Genomic DNA, 24049 nt, shown 5'->3' with positions numbered 1-24049 from the left:
AATGTGTCTGCGATGAACGGAGACCGGGTCATAGGCGGGTACGCGCTGCGGCGCCTGCTCGGCCAGGGCGGCATGGGCGAGGTGCACCTCGCCGCCACGCCCACCGGTGGCCTGGCCGCGGTCAAGCTCATCCACCCGGCGCTGGCCCGCGACCCGGCGTTCAGGCGGCGCTTCGAACGGGAGGTGGCGGCGGCCCGGCGGGTGGCCAGATTCTGCACCGCGCCGGTGCTCGACGCCGGGATCGACGGGGACGTCGCCTACCTGGTCACCGAGTACGTCAAGGGTCCCGACCTGGCCCAGGCCGTCCGCGACCAGGGGCCCCTGTCGGGCGGCAACCTGGAGGCGCTGGCCGTCGGCATCGCGACCGCGCTGAGCGCCATCCACGGGGCCGGGGTGATCCACCGCGACCTCAAGCCCTCCAACGTGCTGCTCTCGCCGCTCGGCCCCCGGGTGATCGACTTCGGCATCGCGCAGATCGTCGACCAGGCCAGCCTGGCCAGCCAGGCCATCCTCGGGACGCCCGCGTTCATGGCGCCCGAGCAGGTGCGCGGCGACCCGCTCACCCCCGCCGCCGACGTGTTCGCGTGGGGCGGGGTGATCGCGTACGCCGGGACCGGGCGGCTGCCGTTCGGGGGCGGGGCGCCTGGGGAGGTGCTGTACCGGATCGCGCACGCCCAGCCGCGACTGGACGGGCTGGACGACGGCATCCGGGGGGTGGTGGAACGCACCCTGGCCAAGGACGCGCGGGTGCGGCCTACGGCGCAGCAGCTGCTGGGGCAGCTGGTGGGAGGGACGCGGCTGGCGGCGGCGACGGAGGTGGTGGAACGCACGTGGACGGAGTCGATCACATCCGACGTCCGTCCCCCAGCCGCCCCGGGACCGTCTGGGGCTGGGAGTGCTCATGTCGGCCCGCGACCGCCCGCCGACCCGCGAGCGGCCGCGGCTGGTGCGTCCGGGACCGCCGGGTCGGGGCCTGCTGAGGGCGGGACCGCTGTGCTTGGCGCGGGGGCCGGGCGGCTTGGTGGTGCTGAGGGTGGCGGGGCGGATGTCGGTCGTGGGGATGTGGGCGAGGCGCCGGGGCGGAGGCGGTGGTTGCCGTGGGCCGTCGGGGCGGGTGCGCTGCTGGTCACCGCCGTCGTCGTCGCCGTGAACATTCCGGGCCTCACCCAGCAGACCTGGCCGTACGAGGCGGGCTTCGAGTCCTGGGACACCGGCGCGTCCGAGGGCGGTGACGCTCGCCTGGACGGCTCCGGCTACCGGCTCACCGTCAAGCCGGGCTGGCGCCTGTGGAAGTCGGCGCCCGTGCGCGAGCCGGCGAAGGGGGTGATCGTCAGCGCGAAGGCCACCCTGGAGCAGGGCACGGGTGAGTACGGCGTGTGGTGCCACGGCGCGGCCGGCTCGGGCGATCGCTACGAGTTCGGGGTGAGCGGCGAGGGCAAGGTCACGATCGTCAAGCGCCGTTCCGGTGCCGAGGCCAAGGTCCTTTACGGCCCCACGAACACGCCGAAGACGGCCACCAACCGGGTCGTCGCGGAGTGCGGCCGGAGCGGGGGCAAGGTGACGCTGCGGATGTGGCTGAACGAGACCCTGGTCGGCGAGGCATCCGACACCGACGACCCCCACGGCTCCGGCGAGACAGGCGTCTACGCGGCCCCATCGGCCCAACAGCCCACCACCCCCGGCTCAGGCATCCAGGGCAGCCCACATCCCGGCGGCACGAAGTCTGTCGGTCCGCGGTTCGTTGACACCGGATCCGGCGGTACGGGGTTCGGCGTCGTGCGGTCTGGTGGTGCTGCGTTCGGTGGTGTGAGGTCCGGGGGGATCGGGTTCGGTGGTGCGGAGTCCGCTGCCGTGCGGTCGGGTGTCGTGCGGGCCGGTGGGGCCGGGGTGGGGGTCGGTGTTGAGGCCATACAGGTGCGGTTCGAGTCCTTCGCCGTCAGACCGGTGACCGGCACGTGAGGTCGCAGGTGCGGTTCGGGGTGCTGGGGCCGTTGCGGATCGACGGGGGTCAGGCTCCGGGCCCCGCCAAGCATCGGACGCTGCTGGCCGCGTTGTTGCTGTCGGCGCGGGAGCAGGTGCCGGTTGATCGGCTGATGTCCGTGGTCTGGGACGACCGGCCGCCGGCGTCGGCGGAGTCGGTGTTACGGGTGTACGTGAGCGCCCTGCGCAAGGTCGTGGACGGGATCCGTACCGTGCCGGGCGGTTACCTGCTCGACGTGGAGCGGGACGACGTGGACTGTCACCGGTTCGAGCGCATGGTCGGCGAGGCCAGGCGGGCGCGGGCCGAGGGCCGGGTGGCGCAGGCGGCCGGTGGGTTCGGGGCGGCGCTGGGGCTGTGGCGGGGGCAGGCGCTGGCGGACGTGGAGTCGTCGGTGCTGCGCCGGACGTACGGCGTACCGCTGGAGGAGTTGCGTCTGACCGCTCTGGAGGAGCGGGTGGAGCTGGACCTGCGGCTGGGCCGGGGCGCCGAGGTGGTCGGCGAGTTGCGGGCGCTGGTCGGGGCGCATCCGCTGCGTGAGCGTGCCTGGGTACGCCTCATTGAGGCGCTGCACCAGGCCGGGCGCAGGTCTGAGGCGCTCTCCGCCTACCAGGACGCGCGCCGGACGCTGGTGGAGGAGCTGGGGCTGGAGCCCGGCGCCGAGCTGGTCGCCGCCCATCAGCGCGTGCTGAACGACGCCCTGGACGCGGGCACGGGCCTGCCCCGCCCAGGAGAAGGTCCTGCCCTGGGTGGCGGTCCTGGGGTGGAGCAGGGGCCCTGGGGTGGCGATTCCGGTGTGGGGAGGGGCCGGTGGGGCGGAGATCTCCGTGGCGCGGGGCAGCCGGGCGGTGACCTTGGTGGCGTGGAGCCCAGGGGTGGTTCGGGTGCGGGGCGGGGGCCGCGAGGGGTGGGGCGGGAGGTGGTGGTCAATGAGTTGCCGCCGGATATATCCGACTTCGCCGGGCGGGAGCCGGTGCTCGGGTGGATCGCGGCGATGGCGGGGGAGCAGGCCGCCGCACCCGTGCACCTGGTCCTGCACGGCCCGCCCGGCTGCGGGAAGTCCGCCGTCGCCGTGCACGCCGCCACCGCGCTCGACCTCCCCGACGGCCGCCTCTACGCCTCGCTCGGCGCCAGGCCGTCCAGTGCCGTGCTGGAAGACCTGCTGCGCTCACTCGGCTGCCCCGACGGCGCGGTGCCGCCCGCCCTCGACGATCGGGTACGGCTCTACCGCAGCACGACGGCCCGCAGGCGGCTGCTCGTGCTGCTGGACGACGCCGCCGACGAGGCCCAGGTGCGGCCGCTGCTGCCCACGGGGCCGGGCAGTCTCACCCTGGTGACCAGCCGGTCGCCGCTGGCCGGGCTGGAGGCGGCGCGGGCGTACGAGCTGGGCCTGCTCGACGAGGACGAGGCCGTGGCGATGCTCGCGGGCGTGGCCGGGCACGAGCGGGTCGGCGCGGAGCCCGAGGCGGCGCTGCGCATCGTCCGGCTCTGCGGCCACCTGCCCCTGGCCCTGCGCATCGCCGGGTCCCGGCTGGCCAGGCGGCCCGGGTGGACGCTCGACCACCTGGCGGGGCGGCTCGGGGACGAGCGGCGCAGGCTCGACGAGCTCAGCGCCGGAGACCTGGCCGTACGGGGCAGCCTCGCGCTCGGCTACCGCGGCCTGCCGGATCAGGAGCGGCGGCTGCTGCGCAGGCTGGGCGCGCTGTCCGCTCCCGACTTCGCGCCCTGGGTGTTCGGGGCGGACCTTGAGCCGCTGGCGGAGGCCGGGCTGCTGCAGTCGCGCGGGCTGGACGAGGCCGGTCAGGAGCGGTTCGGCTGGCACGACCTGACCCGCCTCTACGCCGCCGAACGCCTGTCCGAGGAGGACGGCGGCCCGGCCGGCGTGCTCGCCGCCGTGGCCGGTGAGATCCTCGAACGCGCCCGTCAGGCCAGAGCCTCCCTCCTCCCGGCCGAACCCGGCACCGGCCGCACCGAGGTCCACCCGCCCGGTTCCTCCACGGTCTTCTTCGAAGAGGCGAGTCTGGCGACGGGGTGGTTGCGGCAGGAGGCGCGGTGGCTGAGCGCCGAGCGCCGGTTCCTGGCCGCCTGCGTCGGCGACTTCTACCGAGCCGGTCTGTACGAGGCCGCGTGGCGGCTGGCCTTCTACCTGACCCCGCTGTTCGAGCTGGGCGCCCACCACGACGACTGGCACGCGACGACGGCCACCGGGCTGGACGCGGCCAGGGCGGCGGGCCACCGCCACGGCGAGGCCCTGCTGCTGCGCGGCCTGGCGGACCTGCACCGGGCGGAGGGCCGTACGGACGCGGCCGCCGCCGCGCTCCGGGCGGCCCAGCCGCTGGTGGAGGGCCTGGAACTGGCCAGGATCACGCTCCGCCTCGGCTTGGTGCAGGCACAGGCGGCCGACCCCCAAGGCAGGCCCGGAGGCGGGCGCGAGGGCGGGTCCGGAGGCGGATCCGAAAGGGGGTCCGGAGGCGCGGCCGAAGGTGGGCTCGCCGACGTGGGCGAACAGCGGCGTGCGGGCCGGGTCAGGGAGGCTGAGCGGGCGTTCGTACGGGCGCTGCGGGTCTTCGAGGAGGCCGGTGATCGGCGCGGGCGGGCGGACACCCTGCGCGCGTTGGGCGCCCTGCGCCAGGACGAGGACGCGCTGCGCCGGAGCCTGGCCGCCTACCAGGAGCTGGGCGACCCGAGAGGCGAGGCCGAGGCGCTGCTGGATCTGGCCAGACTGCAGCTGGCCGCCGGCCGGCCCGACGTGGCCCGCGACTGTGTCGAGCGGCGGCTGAGCGTCAATCGCCGCCTCGGCGACCGGCTGCCGGAGGCGGTGGCGCTGCTCGTTCTGGCCGAGATCGAGGCGGCGCGCGGCGACGGGCGGGCCGCGACGGAGGCGGCGCGGTCGGCGGTGGAGACGTTCACCGCGTACGGCGACCGCAGGAACGCCGCCAGAGCCCTGCTGGCCCTCGCCCGAGCCGAGCTGCAGGCAGGCGAGCCAGATGCCGCTGTTGTGACACTTACCCGCACTATGGGAGAGTTTGCCGCTATCGGTGACGAGCAGGGCAGAGCCGAGGCGGAACGCCTCGCACAGGAAGCCCGCAGGCGGCCTGATCAGCATATTTAGCGGACTATGCGGATCCTGAAGGTCGCCTCTCTAGGGTGAGAGTCACATCCCAAATCCACGAAGGTGACCACATCATGCGAAAGACGATCGCACTGGCTTTCGCGGCCGCCGCACTGGCCGGTTGCGGCGTGATCCCGGGCCAGCAGGGCGCGGGCGGCGAGGAGAGGCAGCCGGAAACCGCTCCGGCCGCCGCGTCCGAGCAGAGTGCCGCCCCCGAGCAGGACGCCGCGACGGAGACGACACCCGCGCAGAGCGCACCGCCCCAGGACACCAAGGTGATCGCCACCCGCGAGGTCAGCACCGGCGCGAGCGGCACGCACGGCAAGGCCCGGGTGGACATCACCGCGCTCACCCGCCAGGGCAGGACCGTCAGCCTCAACTGGACGGTCACCGGCCTCGACGGCAAGGTCAACGTGCACAACGGCCTGGGCGGCGGCGGGCTCGACTTCACCGTCTCCGGCGTCTCCCTGATCGACCCGGTCAACGCCAAGCGCTACCGCGTGGCCCGCAACGGCACCGGCGAAGGCGCGGAGTGCGTCTGCTCGGGGACGCAGGGCCAGTTCCTGGAGCCGGAGGAGTCGTCCACGCTGTACGCGGTGTTCGCCGCCCCGCCCGCGGACGTCACCAAGGTCAACATCGAGATGCCGATGATCGGCGTGTTCACCGATGTTCCGATCTCTTAGCGTCGCGCTGGCGCTCCTGCTGTCCCCGACGCCGCCGCCCAGCCCGCCCCCGGACGCCACCGGGGCCGTCGAGGACCTCGTGTTCCCCATCGAGGACATCGTCGGCGAGGTCGAGTCGATGGACGGCACCGAGAGCGAGACCAAGCAGGGCCGGCAGGTACGGGTGGCCGTGACCAGCGACGTGCTGTTCGCGCTGGACAAGTGGCAGCTCACCGGCAAGGCCAGGCAGCGGCTGGCGAAGGTGGCCGAGAAGGTCGAGGCCGAGGGCGCCGGCGGAGTGGTCACGATCGAGGGGCACACCGACGACCAGGGGACCGACGCCTACAACCGCACGTTGTCCGAGCGGCGGGCGCAGTCCGTGCGGCAGGCCATGAGCGGGCAGCTGACGAACGCGGGCGTGACGCTGGAGTCGCGCGGGTTCGGCGAGAGCCGCCCTAAGCTGCCCAACCTGATCGGGGGCAAGCCCGTCGAGAAGAACCGGGCCAAGAACCGGCGCGTCGAGATCGTCTTCACCGCCAAGCAATGACCACTCGGAGGCGGATCACCCGGCCGTAGTCGCCCGCCGTACGTCAGCCCTGCAGCCGGCCCAGCCGTACGTTGACCGTCTCCTTGGCCCCGTCCGCCCGGATCAGCCCGACCCGGGCCTGATCGCCCGGCTTGAGCGTGGTGATGGTCTCGGCCAGGGCCGCCATCGTCGGCGTCTCCTTGCCGTTGATCGAGACGATCACGTCACCGGCGCGGATCCCGGCCCGCTCGGCGCCGCCGCCCCGTTCGACCGAGGCCACCCCGACGCCGCTCGGCTGCCCGTCCGAGCCGATCACCGTGCTGCCGCGGATGCCGAGCGCGGCCCGGTGGCTGTCGGTGACCTTGCCCTTCTCGACGATCTGGCGGGCGATGTCGGTGGCGGTGTTGCTCGGGATCGCGAAGCCGATCCCGGGCGCGGCCCCGCCGCCCAGGTCGGGGTCCGTGGCCGCGAGTGTCGGGATGCCGATCACGTGGCCCGACAGGTCCACGAGGGCGCCGCCGCTGTTGCCGGGGTTGATCGCGGCCGAGGTCTGGATGGCCCCGGCGATGGTGGCGCCGGGCGAGCCGGGGTTCTGCGGCTCGGTGACCGTACGGCCGAGCGCGGAGACGATGCCGTTCGTCACGCTGCCCGACAAGCCCAGCGGGTTGCCCATCGCCAGCACGATCTGCCCCACCCGAAGTTTCGACGAGTCGCCGAACCTGGCCGGCTTCAGCCCGTCGGGCCGGTCCACCTTGATCACCGCGAGGTCCCCGGCGGGGAACGACTTCACCAGCCTGGCCGGCCGGGGCGCGCCGCCGGTGGCGATGGTGACGTTCATCTGTGTGGCCTGCCCGACCACGTGGGCGTTCGTGATGATGTGTCCCTGGGCGTCGAACACGATGCCCGAGCCGAGCCCGACCTTCGTGTTGATCTGCACGATGGACGGCAGCGCCTCCGCGATGACCCGCTCGTACGCCGCCTCCAGGGTCTGCGGCGACGCGGACGCCGTCGGAGATGCCGAAGGCGTCGCGGAGGTGGGGGCCGCGGTCGGCGAGGCCGTTCGCGTGGTCGAGGGGGGAGGGCCGCAACCGGTCAGCAGTACGGCGGCGGCGACCAGTCCGGCGGCGATCTCCCTCATGGCAGCTCACTGCCCAGCTCAGCTGGAAAGATACGTTTCCCGGACGTTCCGTCTGCTCAGCTTGCCGGTCGGCGTACGGGGCAGCGTCTCCCGGTACTCGATCAGCCGCGGGTGCTTCAACCTGGCCAGCCGGGGCGCACAGTGCCGCAGCAGCTCGGCCGTGAGCTCCTCGCCGCCGCGGACCCCGGCCGTCGGCTGGACGAGCGCCACCACCTTGTGCCCCCACTCGGGGTCCGGCACGCCGATCACGGCCACGTCGGCCACCGAGGGGTGTTCGAGCAGCGCCGCCTCGATCTCGGCCGGGTAGATGTTGACCCCGCCGGAGATGATCAGGTCGGTCCGCCGGTCCAGCAGGAACAGGTAGCCGTCGTCGTCGACGTAGCCGATGTCGCCCGGCGTGTAGTCCCGCCCGCGCATGGCCGAGGCCGTCTTGTCCGGGTCGCCGTGGTACTCGAAGCGGTTGATCCCGCCGATGTAGACCAGTCCGGGCTGTCCTGGGGCCGCCTCCTCGCCGTCGTCGCCGACGATCGTGAACGACATGCCGTCCAGCGCCCTGCCGACCGTCCCCGGCCGCTCCAGCCACTCCTGGGAGGACACCATGGTCGCCACGGCCGCCTCCGTGGAGCCGTAGTACTCCCACACCACGGGCCCCAGCCAGTCGATCATCGCCTGCTTGGTGGCCGGCGGGCAGGGCGCGGCGCCGTGGTAGAGGTGGGTGAGGGACGACAGGTCGTACGACTCCCGGTCCGGCACCGCCAGCATCCGGTGGAACATCGTCGGCACCATGAACGCGTTCGTCACCCGATGCCGCTGGATCAGCTCCAGCGCGGCGGCCGCCTCGAACCGCTCGGGCGCCACGATCGAGTGCCCGAACTGCAGCGCCATCATGGCCTGTCCGTACGGCGCCGAGTGGTAGAGCTGCGAGCACACCAGGTGCACGCCGCCCATCGGCAGCCCGAAGTGCCGCCAGCTCTTGCGCATCAGGATCGGGTACAGCTCCTCCGGCGTCAGGTCCAGCAGCCGCCGCCGTACCCCCTTGGGCCGGCCGGTGGTGCCGGAGGTGTAGAGCATCATCGATCCGGCCCGCCGGTGGCCGGGCGGGGTGCTGGGCCGGCCCTCGACGAGCTCGGCGACCGTGAGGGCGTCCGGCGCGATCACCACCTGGGCGCCGCAGTCGGCGACGATGTAGTCGATCTCCTCGGCTGTGAAGTGCCAGTTGACGGGTACGAGATAGACGCCGATCTGGTACGTCGCCAGCATCATGGTCAGGGCGTCGGCCCCGTTCTTCAACACGGTCACGACGCTGTCGCCGGGGCGGACTCCGCGCGAGGTCAGGCCGCCCGCGGCCTGGTTGACCCGGTCGAGCAGCGCTCCGTAGGTCATGCCCGCGTCGCCGAGGAGGGCAGGGCGTTCCGGGTCTTCGGCCGCGATCTCGTAGAAACCCCTCATGTTCGCAGACCTTACAGAATTAGATTCTGCAGGGGGAATAGAGGAATTATCCCGCTCCGTGGTGACGTAATCTCAAGGCCATGGCGGACGACGGCGAGCGCAGACGAACCTACGATTCACCCACCACCCCGTTCCGCAAGATCGTCGTGCCCGAGGAGCAGCAGGCCGAGCAGACGATCAGGATCTCCCGGCCGCCGGCGGCCGGCGCGTCCGCCCCGGTGAAGCCGCAGACCCCGCCCCAGAGCCCGCCGTCCGCGCCGTCCACCCCCGACCAGACCGCTCCGAAGCAGTCAGGCCCGAAGCAGTCAGGCCCCAAGCCGGCCACCCCGAAACCGGCCGCTCCCAAGCCCGCGGCTCCCAAGCCCGCGGCTCCCAAGCCGGTCGCTCCGAAGCAGTCGGGTCCGAAGCCGGCGCCCCCGAAGCAGTCCGGCCCGAACCCCACCGCGCCGTCCAAGCCGACACCCACCCCGGCTCCGCCGCGCCAGGGCCCGCCGCCGTCCTCGGGCCCGAGCCCGGCACAAGCGCCGAGCCGAGCGCCGGGCCCGTCTCAAGGACCAGGACCCGCGCAAGGCCCGGGTCAAGGACCAGGCCAGGGGCCAGGACCGGGTCAGGGGCCGTCGCAAGGGCCGGGTGCGGCGCAGGGGCCAGGGCCGGGGCAAGGCACCAGTCCCATGCAAGGGCCTGGTCCGATGCAGGGGCCGGGGCCGATGGGGCCGGGGATGCAGCCGCGGCAGGTGTTCGGGCAGCAGCAGGCGCACCAGCACCCGGTGCCGACCATCCCGCCCGTCCCCCCGCTCCCCGCCGCACCTCCGGCGCGCCGTCTCGGTGACATCCCGATCAGGGCCGTCTACCTGCTCGGCGCCATCCTCGCCACGGTCCTGGCCGTGCTCCTGGTGTTCGTCGTGTTCTCCGGCGACGTGCCCGCCAACCAGCAGGCGGGCGAGCAGGTGGTCTCGGTGGCGCCGGTGCCCAGCGCGTCGGTCTCGGCGACGCCGTCGGCCACCGCCAGTGCCAGCGCCAGCCCGACCGTGAGCCCGGTCGTGCTGCCGCCGGTGCCGGCCAGCAAGACGCTGGACACGCTCTCGGGGACGGCGTCCCTGGTCAGCGGCGTCATCACCGACAAGACCGTGGGCATCACCTACCCGAGGCTGGCCGCGCCGTGGAAGGCCAAGTCGTTCCCGCCGTTCTCGATCGCGCAGCGGATCGGCAAGGTGGCGGTCCCGCACACGGTGATCGCCTCGGCGATGTATCCGGGCGACTCGCCGGAGAAGAAGCCCTCGTCGAACGCCGACTACCGCAAGCTCGCCACCGAGGCGGTCCGCTGGGCGATCCGCACCCAGTACCCGAAGGGCGCGCAGCTCGACGAGTGGACCGCGTCGCAGAAGCTCCCGGTCGGCAAGGGCTGGACGCTCGGCTACAAGGTCGATTACACCTTCAACGGCAAGAAGCAGGAGGCGCAGGCCGTGGTGACGGTGATCGAGGTGGGCAAGACCAAGCCCGCCATGCTGCTGGCCTCGATCCCCGACTCGAACAAGAAGTACTGGCGCGACCTGAACACGCTCGTCCAGCAAGTTCGCCCGCTGTGACAGGCTGACACGCCAGAAGCATCCTCTAGAATATGGTTCTGGGTAGACTCCCGGACCTGGCTGGAGGATGAGCAATGGCTATCGGGTTGAGCGAGGAGCACGAGGCGCTCCGCGAGTCGGTGCGCGGCTGGGCCGAGCGGAACATCCCCGCGGAGCTGCTGCGCGCCGGGGCCGGCGGACGCCCCGCGTTCTGGCCTGGCCTGGCCGAGCAGGGGCTGCTCGGCCTGCACGTGCCCGAGGAGCACGGCGGCTCCGGCTACGGGCTGCTGGAGGCGGCCGTGGCGATCGAGGCGCTGGCCGAGCGGGTGGCGCCGGGCCCGTACGTGCCGACCGTGCTGGCCAGTGCCGTGATCAACGCCTCCAAGCGTCCCGAGCACCTGGAGTCGTTCGCCGACGGCACGCTGACCGGCGCCGTCGCGCTGAGCGGCGCGCTGCGCGGCACCCGCCGCGAGGACGGCTCCCTGGTCGTCTCCGGCACGGCGGAGCCCGTGCTGGGCGGCTCCCTGGCCGACTCGCTCGTCCTGCCCGTGGCCACGGCCGACGGCGAGGAGTGGGTGCTGATCGACGCCTCCGCCGCCACCGTCACCGAGCTGCCCTCGCTCGATCTGACCAGGCCGGTCGCCAAGGTGGAGCTGACCGACGTGGTCGTCCCCGCCGAGGGCATCCTGGGCGGCGTCGGCAGCGCCGACGTGCGCAACCTGGCCGCGATCCTGCTCGGCGCCGAGGCGGCGGGCCTGGCCTCGTGGTGCGTCGCCGCCGCCGCCGACTACGCCAAGGTACGCGTGCAGTTCGGCCGCCCGATCGGCCAGTTCCAGGGCATCAAGCACAAGCTCTCCCGCATGCTCGTCGCGCTGGAGCAGGCCCGCGCCACGGTGTGGGACGCCACCCGCGCCGCCGAGCGGCGGGCCGGGGCCGAGCGGGCCGCGGAGGGCGGCGACAGCGCGGCCGTCAGCGCGGACAAGGAGCTGGAGTTCGCCGCCGCCGTGGCCGGGGTGATGGCCCCCGACGCGGCCGTGCAGTGCGCGAAGGACGCCATCCAGACCTTCGGCGGCATCGGCTACACCTTCGAGCACGACGTGCACCTCTACTACCGCCGCGCGCTCACCCTGCGCGCGCTGCTCGGCTCGTCGGCCGAGTGGGCGTCGGCCGTGACCGCGCTGTCCCTCCAGGGCGTCTCCCGCGAGATGGAGATCGACCTGCCCGAGGACGCCGAGGAGCTGCGCGAGTCGATCCGCGCCGAGATCGCCCGCATCGCCGAGCTGGAGGGCAAGGAGCAGAAGCGGGCCCTGGCCGACGCCGGGTTCGTCATGCCGCACCTGCCCAGGCCGTGGGGCCGCGACGCCACGCCCCTGGAGCAGGTGCTGATCGCCCAGGAGCTCAAGGCGGCGAAGGTACGCCTGCCCGCGATGATCATCGGCGCCTGGGTGGTGCCGTCGATCGCCGCGTACGGCACGCGGGACCAGCAGGAGCGCTTCCTGCCCAGGACGCTCAGCGGTGAGATCATCTGGTGTCAGCTGTTCTCCGAGCCCGGCGCCGGCTCCGACCTGGCCTCGCTGCAGATGAAGGCGGAGCGGGTCGAGGGCGGCTGGAAGCTCAACGGCCAGAAGATCTGGACCTCCGTCGCCCACGTGGCCGAATGGGGCATCTGCATCGCCCGCAACTCCAGCGAGGGCTCCAAGCACGAGGGCATCACGTACTTCCTGGTCGACATGAAGGCCCCCGGCGTCACCGTCAGGCCGCTGACCGAGATGACCGGCGAGAACCTGTTCAACGAGGTCTTCCTCGACGACGTCTTCGTGCCGGACGACCTGGTCGTGGGCGAGGTCGGCGAGGGCTGGAAGGTCGCCCGCAACACGCTGTCCAACGAGCGCGTCTCGCTGTCGTCCGGCTCGGGCGGCACCGGCTCGTCGGTCCCCGACCTGCTCGGCCTGGTCGGCCGTCTGGGGCGGGAGCTGACGCCGGTCGAGGCGCAGCGGGTGGCCGAAGTGGTCTGCGAGGGCCACTCGATCAACGCGCTGTCGCTGCGGGTGACGCTCAAGCAGCTCGCGGGGGCGGAGCCGGGCGCGGACGCCTCCGTACGCAAGCTGCTGTCCACCTCCCACGCCCAGCACGTCTCGGAGACCGCGGTGGAGCTGCTCGGCCCCGCCGCGGTGGTCGCCGCGGACATGAAGCTCGGCGACGCCGGCTACTGGAACCGGGCGGTGCTCGCGACCAGGGCGATGACCATCTACGGCGGCACCACGGAGGTGCAGCTCAACATCATCGGCGAGCGCATGCTGGGCCTGCCCAGGGACCCGGAGCCGGGCAAGTAACCGCTGCCCGCGACGGCCCCGGGCGAGCAGTGCCTTGGACCGGCCGCGGTCATCCCCCCACCGGCCGCGGGGGGATGGCCGTGGCGTCCTCGTCGGGGATCGGGGTGCCGATCCTGATCTCGCCGATACAGGCGCCGGGGCCGCCGGTCGTGCGCAGGGCCAGCTCGGCGCCCTCTCCGGCGATCCTGACGAACGTCCTGCCCAGGTCCTTGCCGGCCGCCGTCTGGGCGACGCCGAGGCCGAGGCGTACCGACAGGGTGGTCTCGGCCGCGTTCAGGTAGGAGATCTGCGCGGTGTACTCGCCCCCGGGCAGCCGCGTGGGCAGGCGGAAGCGGACCTCTTGCGCGCCGACCGGCACGCACGCCGGCTCTTGCGGGATCGTCAGGCCCTTGATGGTCACCGGTCGCAGGCGGCCGTGCGGGTCGAACGTCATCGGGCTCCGCAGGGGGCCGGAGAGGCTGTTCGTCCAGGTCACCGGCCATGGATCGGGTACGCCGAGGAGCTTGGAGTGGCGGGCGTACTCGTGGAAGAAGGCCGCGGCGGCGACGCCGGGCGGGACGTACGTGTCGAGCACGACCGTGCCCTCCGGCACCCGCGCGAGCGCCTGCTTGGCGGTCTCCACGTAAGCGCGTACGGGGGCGCCGAGCGGGCGGTCGGCGTAGGCGGCCACCGACCAGATTGAGCCCGCCGCGAACGTGGCCGCCAGCGGCACCCAGGCCCACCTGAGCCACGCCGACCTGAGCCACGTCCACCTGAGCCACCTGAGCCGACCGTGCGGGCGCAGCCACTGGTCTTCCTCGCCGGACAGCGGGATGAAGGCGAGCCCGATCATGATGGCGACGACGGTGGCGGTGGCGGCCAGGTAACGCAGCTCGTGACCGAGCACCCCTGGCCCGAGCACCTCGATCCGGCCCAGCAGCACCGGCACCACGTCGGCCGCCAGGAAGTAACCGAGCAGCACCAGCCACGCCGCCCAGGCCCGCCGCCGATGACGGACGGACACCGCCATCGCCACGGCCGCGACGGCGAGCCCGGCCCAGACCAGCGGCCCAGGGGCGGCGGCCATGGCGTAGTCGTCGCCGACCGGCTGCCACGCCCACGGCCCGCCGAGCGCCGACGGCACCAGCGCCCGCGAGCCCAGCAGCCAGGCGAACTCGCCGGCCACCTCCAGGGACGGCAGCGTCGGGGTCTGGGTCGCCTGGTTGATCTGGACGGAGCCGTACAGGCCGGTGAAGAAGATCCACGAGTACGCCGCCAGGACCGCCGCGTAGGCCGCCCAGGCCCGCCACAGCCGCCACAGGCCCCGCCACGACGGCGTCAGCCAGCCGGCCGTGACCGCCAGCGCCAGCACCGGGATGAACGCGGCCTTGACGAAGAACGCCAGGCCGAACACCGTCCACGCGCACGCCGCCACCAGGTGCCGCGCTCGCCCGTCGCGCGCGTACAGGACGTGGGACGCCAGCGCCATCGGCAGCGCCAGTTGCAGCGGCAGCGTCTCCAGCACCGCCGCCCACCACGACAGCGACGGCACCGTCATGGGCGTGAGCAGGTAGAAGCCGAGCGGCACCAGGATCGCCGGCCGCGCCCCGAACAGCACCACGAGCAGCCGCAGCAGCGCCAGGCTCGCCCCGGCCTGCAACGTCATCGTCATCGTGTGCGCCAGCACCTCGTCGTAGCCGCCGAGCCTGGCCATCGCCCACGAGATGCCGAACCCGCCGGGCAGCAGGTGGCCCACGTCGACCCACATCAGGTAGTCCCAGGTGAAGCCGCTCTCCTGGCCCCTGATGAGGTAGTGGAAGTCGTCCTGGCGGAAGTAGGTCCGCCTGACCAGCTCGAACTTCCACACGAGCTGCGCCACGACCATCGCCAGCCCGGCCGCCAGCACGGCGTCGGCTCCGCGCGGCCGGTGGGTCACCTCTGGTGCCGCCTCCGCCGTCGTCATCGCCCCGTCCTCCCCGGCGCAGCGTAGTCACGTCGAGGTCGTCGGTGGAATGGTCGTGTCCCGGTTGTGATGCCCGGTTGTGATGTCCCGGTTGTGATGTCATAGCGCAATGCCGCGTACCGTCCGGGCCGGGCCCGCCTCCGCCCTCCTCGGGCTGGCCCTGGGCTGCCTGGCGCTCGGGCCCGCCCTGGGCTGGGGGTTCACGCTGCTGCAGGACATGGTGTTCGTGCCGGGGCCGGAGTTCTCTGCGTTCACCTTCGGGATGGCGGGCGGGGCGGCGCGGGTCGTGCCGAGCGACGCCGTGGTGACCGCGCTGGCGCAGGTACTGCCGGCCGAGCTGGTGCAGAAGGCGATCCTGCTGGCCGTCTTCGTGCTGGGGTGCTCGGGGGCGGCGCTGCTGCTGCCGTCGGGGTCGCTGGGGCCGCGGCTGGTGGCGGGGGCGTTCTACGTGTGGAACCCGTACGTGGCCGAGCGGCTGCTGATCGGGCAGTGGGCGCTGCTGCTCGGGTACGCGGGGCTGCCCTGGGTGGTGCGGGCCGTGTGGTCGGGGCGGCGGGTGGCCCTGGCGATGCTGCCCGCGGCGGTGGGCGGGTTCGCGGCGATGACGGTCACGGCGATCACGTCGGTGCCGGTCGCCTTGTCGCGCTGGAAGGCCGGGCCGCGTGATCAGGCCGGGCCGCGTGATCAGGGGGAGCCCCGTGACCAGGCCGAGTCGCGGGTGAAGGGCGAGTCGCGCTGGTGGGGCGTGGTGCGGGTGGCCGGGGTGCTGGCGCTGTTCAGCCTGCCGTGGCTGGTGCCGACCGCGCTCAGGCCGCACGGCATCGAGGGCGATCCGGTGGGGATCGACGCCTTCGCCGCGCGGGCGGACACGCCCTTCGGCACTGTGGGCAGCCTGCTGTCGCTGGGCGGGATCTGGAACAGGTACGCGGTCCCGCCCGGCTACGAGAGCGTGGCGGGGGCCGTGGCCAGGCTGGTGCTGACGCTGGCCGGGGTCGTCGCCTTCCTGCGGTCGCGGGCGCCGTACCGGACGGGGCTGACTGTGGCCGCGGGGGCCGGGCTGGCGGTGGCGTGTGCGGGGGTGAGCGAGCCGGGCCGGGAGGCGTTCAAGTGGCTCGTGGAGGTGTGGGGCGGGTTCGCGGTGTTCCGCGACGCGCAGCAGTTCGTCGCGCCGCTGGCCCTGGTCGCGGCGCTCGGGCTGGGCGCGCTGGCAGAGTCGGTGACGGGGTCGGCGACGGGGTCGGCGACGGGGGCAGTGGCGGGGCCGGCGGCCGGGCCGGTGGCCGGGTCGGTGGTGGGGCGGCGGGCGTGGACGGTCGCGTTGGTGCTGGTGCCGCTGGCCGTGCTGCCGACGATGGCGTGGGGGTCGCTGGGGCAGCTCGGCAGCGTGTCCTATCCGGCGAGCTGGACGGCCGCGCGGGAGATCATCAGGCGTGATCCCGTGCCGGGGGACGTGCTGGTGCTGCCGTTCGAGTCGTACCGGCAGTTCCCGTGGAACGGGGGCCGGGCGGTGCTGGATCCGGCCCAGCGCTTCTTCGCGGTGCCGGGCCGGCGGGTGGTCTCCAGCGACGCCGTACGGGTCGGCGGGCTGGTCGTCAGGAGCGAGGATCCCCGCGCCCGCGAGGTAGAACGCGTACTAGAAGGATCCTCGCCGGACCTGGCGGCGGCCGGATTCCGCTACGTCATTGTGGACGCGGGGACACTTGAGGAGCGGCGCCGGTTCGGTCTCTGGCTACGGAGCGCGAGGGTTCTGGTCGATACCCGTGACCTGGGGTTGTACAGATTCGAACGGGTTGGTCGCTGAGTCTTACTCCGGATCGGACCCTGATCAGGCTCTTTGTTAATATTTCCGCTAGCTACTTCCGAGTAGCAAGAATTGGTTCTAAGTTGAGGGACGCCCGCACCGCTTGCCCGCTTGAGGAGGAACCCCGGTGATCAAGATCCTCTTAGCGGCGATGATCGGCATCGCCGTCGCGGCACTCGTGGCGACGGTCACCACCGTCACCTTCACCGGCGCCACCGCAACGCCGGTCAACCAGCCGCTCTACAACTACGGCGACCGGTAACCCGAGCCGAGATGCCGCCCTCTCCGCAAGGGGACGAGCGGACGAGTCGACCACCACTGCTTGAGATCGTCATTCCCGCCTACAACGAGGAAGGGCGACTACCCGGGGGGCTCCTGCAGCTGTGCGCGAAGCTTGCCCGCATGCCGTTCCCCAGCTCCGTCATCGTCGTGGACAACGACAGCACCGACCGCACGGCCGAGATCGTCGAGACCTGGCCGAGCGGTACCGTTCCCGTCCGGCTGATCCGGTGCGCGACCCCGGGCAAGGGCGCCGCCGTACGCGCCGGGCTGCTCGGCACGAGCGCGCCCTTCGTCGGCTTCCTCGACGCCGACATGGCCACCGACCTCGGCGCCGTCGATGTGGCGCTCGGGCTGCTGCTGTCGGGTGAACGGGTCGTGATCGGATCGAGGGGACACGACGGCTCACTCGTGGAGAACCGGCACAGCAAGGTCCGCGAGCTGGGCGCCTTCGGTTTCCGCGCGCTGGCCGGCGTGCTCGTGCACGGCGTGAGCGACACCCAGTGCGGCTTCAAGTTCTTCGACGGCGTGCTCGCCCGCGACATCGCCGCCGAGCTGCGCACGCCGGGGTTCGCCTTCGACGTCGAACTGCTCGCACGCTGCCGCCGGCAGGGCGCGGCCGTGATGGAGATCCCCGTGTGCTGGCGGGACATGCCGGGCTCGCGCTTCTCCCCGGCCCGGCACACGTTCGGCATCGTGCTGGAGCTCGGCCGGATCTGGCTGCGGCTGCGCGCCCGGCCACGGCCCGCCGCGCGCCCGGCGTGGGAGCCGCCGCTCGACCCCGTCGGATATCCGTGAAGATCGCGGTTGTCAACTGGCGTGACCCCTGGCATCCGCAGGCGGGCGGTGCGGAGACGTTCGCCTGGGAGCTGGCCCGCCGCTTCGCGCGGGCCGGGCACCCGGTGTGCTTCGTCACCGCGCGGGCGCCGGGACAGAGCCGGAGCGAGAGCGTGGAAGGGGTGCGTTTCGTCCGCATGGGCGGGGTCTTCACCGTCTATCCGCTGGTGCTGGGCTGGTTGCTGCTGCGCCTGGGGCGCTTCGACGCGGTGCTCGACTGCCAGAACGGGATCCCGTTCTTCACCCCGTGGGTGGTGCGGCGGCGTACCAGGGTGCTGTGCGTCGTGCACCACGTGCACGACCGGCAGTTCGGGGTGCACATGCCGGGGTGGCTGGCGGCGGTCGGGCGCTTCCTTGAGGGGCCGGTGTCGCGGTGGAGCTACCGGCGGCACGAGAGCGTGGCCGTCTCGCCGTCCACGGTGCTGGCCATGCGCGAGCGGCTCGGGTGGACGGGTCCCGTGCACATCGTCCCGAACGGGGTCAGCGTCCCCGAGCCCGGGGAGCCCGGGGAGCCCGGGGAGCCCGGGGAGCCCGATGCGCCCGGCGAGCCCGTGAAGAGCGGGGTTCCGAGGCTTGTCTGCCTCGGGCGGCTGGTCGCGCACAAGCGCGTTCATCTGCTGCTCGACGCGGTGCCGGAGCTGCGTAAGCGCTGGCCCGGCCTGGTCGTGGACGTCATCGGCAGGGGGCCGGAGGAGGCGGCGCTGCGGGAGCGGCTGCCCGAGGGAGTGACCCTGCACGGGTACCTGCCGGAGGAGGACAAGGCGCGCCTCGTCGCGCGGGCGTGGTTGCACGTCAGCGCTTCGCAGGGGGAGGGCTGGGGGCTGAGCGTGCTGGAGGCGGCCGCGCTCGGCGTGCCCACCGTGGCGTTCGACGTGGATGGGCTGCGGGACGCCGTACGGCACGGTGAGACGGGTTGGCTCCTGCCCGAGGGGACGGACCTGGCCAAGGGCATTGGCGCGGCACTCGACGAGCTGGACCACACTTATACCGTGAAATGTCGGGAATGGGCGGGCCGCTTCTCCTGGGACCGCAGCGCGGAACGCCTCATCGCGCTCATGCACGGCCGTGACCCCGGCCCCGCCCCCGGCCTCGATCCCGCTCCGGACGTCAGGCCCGGTCCGGGCCTCGCCGCCGCCCCCGACTCCGGCCCCGGCGGGGAGGTGCGGTGAGCGAGCCGACGGCCGCGCGGCGGGTCATGAGCCTGCTCCCCACCGACAAACTCGTCGCCGGACGCCGCACGGGCGCCGGCCGGCCGGTCGGCGAGCCCGCCAGGCGCCGCCTCTGGCTGCTGCTGAGCTGCTTCGGCTTCGCCCTGATGGCCTTCACCACCAAGCCGGGCCACCTCATCTCCGACACCAAGATGGACCTGGCGCTCAACCCGGTCGGCTGGCTGGAGCGCGCCGCCCACCTGTGGGACATCCAGCACTTCGGCCAGCTGCAGAACCAGGTGGCCGGCTACGTCTTCCCGATGGGCCCGTTCTTCGCTCTGGGCGACCTGGCCGGAGTCGAGCCGTGGGTGACGCAGCGGCTCTGGCTGACGCTGCTCATGTGCGTCGCCTTCCTCGGAGTGGAGCGGCTGTCGCGGCAGCTCGGCATCGGCACGCCGGGCACGCGGATCGCGGGGGCGCTGGCGTACGCGCTGGCCCCGCGCACGCTGTCCATCCTCGGCGAGATCTCCATCGAGTGGCTGCCCGCCGCGATGCTGCCGTGGATCCTCATCCCGCTGCTCACCGCGTCGGAGACGGGCCAGCGGGCGCGCGGGGCGATCAGGTCGGCGCTGGCGGTGGCGCTGTGCGGCGGCGTGAACGCGGTCGCCGTGCTGGCCGTGCTGGTCGCGCCCGTCCTGTACATCCTGACCCGGCCGCGCCCGGTGCCGCGCTGGCGGCTGCTCGCCTGGTGGTCGGGCGCGGTGGCCGTGGCCACCCTGTTCTGGTCGCTGCCCCTGCTGCTGGTGGGCCGCTACGCGTTCTCGTTCCTGCCGTACACCGAGACCTCCGAGACGACCACCGCGGTCACCTCGCTCACGAACGTGCTGCGCGGCGCCTCCGACTGGGTGCGGTACCTGCCGCTGAACGGCGTCTTCGAGCAGCCGCCCGGTTTCGCCATCGCCACCTCCGCCACGATGGTCGTGGTCACCGGCGTGCTCGCCGCGCTCGGCCTGGCCGGGCTGGCCCGCCGCGACCTGCCCGCCAAGGGGTTCGTGGTGGCGATGTTCCTGGTGGGTGTGGTCGCGCTCGTGGCGGGGCACGCGAGCGCGCTTGAGCCGGTGCTGGCCGAGCCGGTGCGCTGGCTGCTGGACGGGCCGCTCGCGCCGCTGCGCAACCTGCGCAAGTTCGACCCCCTGATCCGGCTCGCGCTCGCGTTCGGCCTGGCCCACCTGCTGGTCAGGGCCAGGATCCCGCTGCGTACGGTCGCGGTGGCGGCCGCCGCGGCGCTCGTGCTGCCCGTCTTCAACCAGGGGCTGGCCGCGCCGGGTGACTTCGAGCGGGTGCCGTCCCACTGGCAGGAGGCGGCGGACTGGCTCAACCGCAACGCCGGCGACGACGGCGTGCTGATCGTGCCGGGCGCCAAGTTCGGCGAGTACGTCTGGGGCCGCCCCATGGACGAGCCGCTGCAGGCCCTGACCACCGCGCGCTGGACCGCCAGGCAGATCACTCCGCCCGGCAGCGTGGGCCTGACCAGGCTGCTCGACGCCATCGACCAGCGCCTGGCCGCCGGGCACGGCTCGACCGGGGTGACGACCGTGCTGCGCCGGCTGGGCGTGCGTTACCTGCTCGTCAGGAACGACCTGATCAGGCAGAACCTCCAGGGCGCCTGGCCGTCCCGCGTGCACGAGGCACTGCGCGAGACGCCGGGGCTGACGAAGGTGCGCTCGTTCGGCGAGCCGGTCGGGGACAGGGAGACCGACGACGCGGTCAACCAGCTCGACGCGCCGTTCCCCGCGCTCGACCTGTACGAGGTCGCGGGCAGCAGCGACCTGGTCTCCGTGCAGGCCGCGGCCGACGCGGTGGCCGTGCGCGGCGGGCCCGACTCGCTGCTCGCGATGGGCGACCTCGGCCTGCTCGGCGACGCGCCGGTCCTGGTGAACGGCGACGCGGGCACCCGCGAGGCGCCGACCGTGGTCAGCGACGCGCTTCGGCTGCGCGAACGTTCCTTCGGCGAGATCAGGACGAACCTGTCGCCCACGCTCACGGCGGGCAGCAAGGCGGACTTCGGCGGGGTCAGGGCCCTGGACCTGCTGGAGAAGGGCTGGCTGGACGAGACGGCCGTGGCCGAGTACCACGGCATCGCCGGCATCAGCGCCTCCTCCTCGGTCGCCGACCCGTACGCGATCGCGGGGATCAGCTCGACCGGCCGCAGCCCGTGGGCGGCCATGGACGGCAACGTCCGCACCGGCTGGGAGAGCGACGGCTCGAAGCGCCCGGTGGGCGAGTGGCTGCGGGTGGACCTGCCGGGCAGCACGCGGATCCCGTACGTGAACGTGATGTTCGCCCCAGACCTGCTGCTCGGCCAGGTCGTCACCCGGGTGGCCGTGGAGAGCGAGGCGGGCAGCCTGGTCCAGGACGTGCGGCGCACCACGGAGCCGCAGCGGCTGCGGGTGCCCGACGGGCCCACGAGCTGGCTGCGGATCAAGGTGGCAGGCACGGCGTCGAAGGAGTGGAGCTACGGGCAGCGGGTCGGCGTCGTCGAGCTGTCGATCCCCGGCGTCTCCGCTGGCCGCTCGATCCGGCTGCCCGGCCAGGGCGGCGACGCGTACGTGATGGACCGGGGGCTGGACGAGCGGCCCGCGTGCATGCGCAACGCGTACCGGTGGGTCTGCAACGAGGTGGTGCTGGCCAAGCAGGGCGAGGAGACCGGGTTCGACCGGACTTTCCGCGCGGAGTCCGCCTCGGCGGCGAACGTGCGGGGAACGGCCGTGCTGAGGGATGCGAAGCTGGTCGACCGGTTCACCCGGGTCCGTGCTGACCTGACCACCGTGACCGGCTCGTCCCAGCTGAGCGAGGACGCGGTGGTGTCGCCCAGATCCGCCTTCGACGCGGACGGGAGCACCACCTGGATCCCCGCCGCCGGCGACACCGAGCCCACGCTCACCATCGCCTGGAAGGGCAGGCGCACGATCTCCCGGATCCAGATCGGCCGTCCTGGCGGCGACAAGCAGCCCATGGACGTGATCGTGAGCGGTGACGGCGGCGCGGTGCGCGGCGGGCGGGTGGACGAGCGGAACGTGCTCACGTTCAAGCCCATGAGGACCTCGAAGATCAAGCTGCGCTTCACCCCGTTCTCGCAGCGGCTGCAGGTGACGGAGCTGGTGGTGCCCGGCGTCGATCCGGTGGGCCGGCCCGCGGACATCCCGCTCAGGCTGGACTGCGGGCTCGGGCCGAACATCGAGGTGAACGGGCGCAGCGTGGCCACCAGGGTCGTCGGCACCCACGCCGACCTGCTCGAACAGCGGCCGGTGCGGATCATCGGCTGCTCGAGGGCCAGGCTCGCCGCCGGTGACAACCGGGTGCGGGTGGCCGGCTGGGATCCGTACGCGATCGACTCGCTGGTGGTCGGCTCACTGGCGGACGAGCCACGCGGCGTGGAGGGCGCGGCGGTGCAGAGCACCTGGACCGCCGCGGAGCGCGAGGTCAAGGTGAGCGCGCCCAAGGACGCCTTCCTGGTCGTCAACGAGAACTACAACGCCGGCTGGCGCGCCCAGATCAGCGGCAAGACCCTCAAACCGGTGCGGATCGACGGCTGGAAGCAGGGCTGGGAGCTGCCGGCCGGCACGTCGGGGACGGCCAGGCTCGAATACCTGCCCGACCGGGCCTACCGGCTCGCGCTCCTGCTCGGCCTGGCCGGGATCGCGCTGCTCGCGCTGGCCGCGCTCGTGCTGCGAGGGCCCCGGCCCGAGCACGTACGCGAGACCGCCCCGGCGTCGGCCGCGCGGCTGGCCAGGCCGCGGGCCCCGTACGTGATCCTGCTGGCGCTGGCCTTCGGCGGCTGGGTGGCGAACTGGCCCGGCATGATCGCGGTGCTCGCGGCCGTCCTGGTGACCCTGCTGCTGCGCGCCCGCAGGCTGCCCGCCCACTGGGCGGCGGCCGGCGTCTTCGGCGCCGCCACGGTCTCGCTGGCGGCGGCGTTGGTGCTGCGCGAGTACGGGATCGACGTGGCCTATCTCATGGACGGGGTGCCGCAACTGGCGGCCTGCGCGGCCGTGGGCGTGCTGTTCGGGCAGCTCGTCACGGAGCCGGCGCGGCCGGCAGTGGAGCAGGAGCGGCCGGCGGCCGAGCAGGTGCTGACCGGTGTCGGCTGAGCTTGAGCGCGCTCACCTCGACGAGGTGATAGCTGCCGACGCTCAGCAGCATCGTGACCACGAACGACACCACCGCCACGCTGGCGAAGTCGCCCTGGAACGGCTGCGCGCCCATGATCTTGAGCTGCAGCGTGATCACGGGGGCGTGCCACAGGAAGAAGCTGTAGGAGATGCGGCCCAGGTAGGCGCAGACGGGGTTGCCGAGCACGCGGTCGCGCAGGGAACCGGGCGTGGACGCCAGCGCGAAGGGCGCCACCACGAGCACCGCCACGGCCGCCTCCAGGCTGATCCGCCAGAGCGACTGCGACAGGGTTGGCAGCGTGAGCGTGCGCGGCCCGGCCAGCCCGGTGCTGAGCAGCGCGTACAGCAGGGCGGCCAGCACGAGCAGTTGCGGCGCGAGCGAGTCGATCACCCGGCTGTGCCCGATCCACACCGACAGCACCGCCATGGCCATGCCGCAGGCGAAGAAGACCAGATGGTACGGCAGCAGCAGGGCGAGCTGCGGCTGCCCGAGCTCCCTGGCCGCGACCACGGCGGCGACCGAGATCACCGGCAGCACGGAGATGCCCGCCAGCAGCCGCACCGGCCGGTTCCCGCCGCGCGCCCACCGGTGCAGCACCCAGGCCAGCACCGGCAGCAGCACGTAGAAGGACATCTCGATGGGCAGCGTCCACATCTGGTAGAGCCCGTCGGGCACCGGGTCGCCCGGGAAGAAGTTCTGCAGCAGCAGCATCCACTTGAGCCAGCCCGTCCAGTCGAACGAGCTCCACGCCCACAGCGCCAGCCCGGTCACGAGCCAGTAGACCGGCATGACGCGCAGCACCCGGCGCCACAGGTAACGCAGCGGACCCGGGCGTGGCGTATCCTCGATCACCGCGCGCGCCCACGGGCGGTAGAGGAGCAGGCCGGACAGGAGGAAGAAGATCGGTACGGCGATGCCGAGACGGCTCATCATCCAGGGGAACATGCCCTCGCGGTACATGACCCCGGTGTTGCTCCCGACGTGCAGCAGCCAGACGCCGAGCGCGGCGAACGCGCGGATGCCGTCGAGCGCGGCGTCCCTGCTCCTCATCGCTGCTCCCACTTTCTCGCCTTCCGAGCCGAAACCACGATAGAACTTGTTTCTAT

16 protein-coding genes are annotated in these 24049 nt (G+C 73.0%); 11 read left to right on the top strand and 5 right to left on the bottom strand.

Annotated features, from left to right (window positions below; genetic code table 11):
* The first annotated feature begins 12 nt into the window (after positions 1-12).
* The 4 genes from AB0C27_RS22830 (at position 13) to AB0C27_RS22815 (ending at position 6299) form a co-directional block, all read left to right on the top strand.
* A complete protein-coding gene (locus AB0C27_RS22830) occupies positions 13-1959 on the top strand; it encodes a serine/threonine-protein kinase (protein ID WP_357847007.1) in 1947 nt (648 codons plus the stop codon).
* Positions 1956-5090 (top strand): BTAD domain-containing putative transcriptional regulator, encoded by a 3135-nt coding sequence (locus AB0C27_RS22825; protein WP_357847005.1) that lies wholly within the window; start codon positions 1956-1958, stop codon positions 5088-5090. The genes AB0C27_RS22830 and AB0C27_RS22825 overlap by 4 nt, the downstream gene beginning before the upstream one ends.
* Positions 5091-5164: 74 nt before the next feature.
* Positions 5165-5773, top strand: coding sequence for a hypothetical protein (locus AB0C27_RS22820; RefSeq protein ID WP_357847003.1), 609 nt, complete (start codon positions 5165-5167; stop codon positions 5771-5773).
* Entirely contained in the window at positions 5757-6299 is a 543-nt protein-coding gene (locus AB0C27_RS22815) for an OmpA family protein (RefSeq protein ID WP_357847001.1), read from the top strand. Before AB0C27_RS22820 ends, AB0C27_RS22815 begins: the two co-directional genes overlap by 17 nt.
* A gap of 43 nt (positions 6300-6342) precedes the next feature.
* Here the strand turns inward: AB0C27_RS22815 and AB0C27_RS22810 are convergent, their stop codons facing one another.
* The 3 genes from AB0C27_RS22810 to AB0C27_RS22800 all read right to left on the bottom strand — a co-directional run bounded on the left by AB0C27_RS22810 (position 6343) and on the right by AB0C27_RS22800 (position 9331).
* Entirely contained in the window at positions 6343-7416 is a 1074-nt protein-coding gene (locus tag AB0C27_RS22810) for a trypsin-like peptidase domain-containing protein (RefSeq protein WP_357846999.1), read from the bottom strand.
* Positions 7417-7434: 18 nt separating this feature from the next.
* Positions 7435-8865, bottom strand: a complete 1431-nt coding sequence (locus AB0C27_RS22805; protein ID WP_357846997.1) for an AMP-binding protein — start codon at positions 8863-8865, stop codon at positions 7435-7437.
* Between the two features lie 109 nt (positions 8866-8974).
* Positions 8975-9331: a hypothetical protein gene (locus AB0C27_RS22800; protein WP_357846995.1), complete on the bottom strand. Its 357-nt coding sequence runs from the start codon at positions 9329-9331 to the stop codon at positions 8975-8977.
* Between the two features lie 253 nt (positions 9332-9584).
* Here AB0C27_RS22800 and AB0C27_RS22795 point away from each other — a divergent pair, with 253 nt between their 5' ends.
* Both AB0C27_RS22795 and AB0C27_RS22790 read left to right on the top strand, forming a co-directional pair.
* Entirely contained in the window at positions 9585-10451 is an 867-nt protein-coding gene (locus AB0C27_RS22795) for a hypothetical protein (protein WP_357846993.1), read from the top strand.
* A 74-nt stretch (positions 10452-10525) separates the two neighbouring features.
* On the top strand, positions 10526-12763 hold the full coding sequence (locus tag AB0C27_RS22790; protein WP_357846991.1) for an acyl-CoA dehydrogenase: 2238 nt from the start codon (positions 10526-10528) through the stop codon (positions 12761-12763).
* A gap of 49 nt (positions 12764-12812) precedes the next feature.
* On the opposite strand, the gene AB0C27_RS22785 is transcribed toward AB0C27_RS22790, so the two are convergent.
* Positions 12813-14705 (bottom strand): hypothetical protein, encoded by a 1893-nt coding sequence (locus tag AB0C27_RS22785; protein WP_357846989.1) that lies wholly within the window; start codon positions 14703-14705, stop codon positions 12813-12815.
* 109 nt (positions 14706-14814) lie between these two features.
* On the opposite strand from AB0C27_RS22785, the gene AB0C27_RS22780 reads away from it, so the two are divergent.
* The 5 genes from AB0C27_RS22780 to AB0C27_RS22760 all read left to right on the top strand — a co-directional run bounded on the left by AB0C27_RS22780 (position 14815) and on the right by AB0C27_RS22760 (position 22921).
* A complete protein-coding gene (locus AB0C27_RS22780) occupies positions 14815-16506 on the top strand; it encodes a hypothetical protein (protein WP_357846987.1) in 1692 nt (563 codons plus the stop codon).
* A gap of 127 nt (positions 16507-16633) precedes the next feature.
* On the top strand, positions 16634-16768 hold the full coding sequence (locus tag AB0C27_RS22775) for a hypothetical protein (protein ID WP_281262581.1): 135 nt from the start codon (positions 16634-16636) through the stop codon (positions 16766-16768).
* Between the two features lie 11 nt (positions 16769-16779).
* A complete protein-coding gene (locus AB0C27_RS22770; protein WP_357846984.1) occupies positions 16780-17583 on the top strand; it encodes a glycosyltransferase in 804 nt (267 codons plus the stop codon).
* Entirely contained in the window at positions 17580-18791 is a 1212-nt protein-coding gene (locus AB0C27_RS22765) for a glycosyltransferase family 4 protein (protein ID WP_357846982.1), read from the top strand. The genes AB0C27_RS22770 and AB0C27_RS22765 overlap by 4 nt, the downstream gene beginning before the upstream one ends.
* Complete coding sequence (locus AB0C27_RS22760) at positions 18788-22921, top strand: alpha-(1->3)-arabinofuranosyltransferase family protein (RefSeq protein ID WP_357846980.1); 4134 nt, start codon at positions 18788-18790, stop codon at positions 22919-22921. Before AB0C27_RS22765 ends, AB0C27_RS22760 begins: the two co-directional genes overlap by 4 nt.
* Here the strand turns inward: AB0C27_RS22760 and AB0C27_RS22755 are convergent.
* Positions 22848-23993, bottom strand: coding sequence for an acyltransferase (locus tag AB0C27_RS22755; protein WP_357846978.1), 1146 nt, complete (start codon positions 23991-23993; stop codon positions 22848-22850). The genes AB0C27_RS22760 and AB0C27_RS22755 overlap by 74 nt on opposite strands.
* Between the last annotated feature and the right edge of the window lie 56 nt (positions 23994-24049).

The sequence above is a fragment of the Nonomuraea sp. NPDC048882 genome (assembly GCF_040649755.1).
GTDB lineage: Bacteria > Actinomycetota > Actinomycetes > Streptosporangiales > Streptosporangiaceae > Nonomuraea > Nonomuraea maheshkhaliensis.
This window is presented reverse-complemented; position numbering and strand designations above follow the sequence as displayed.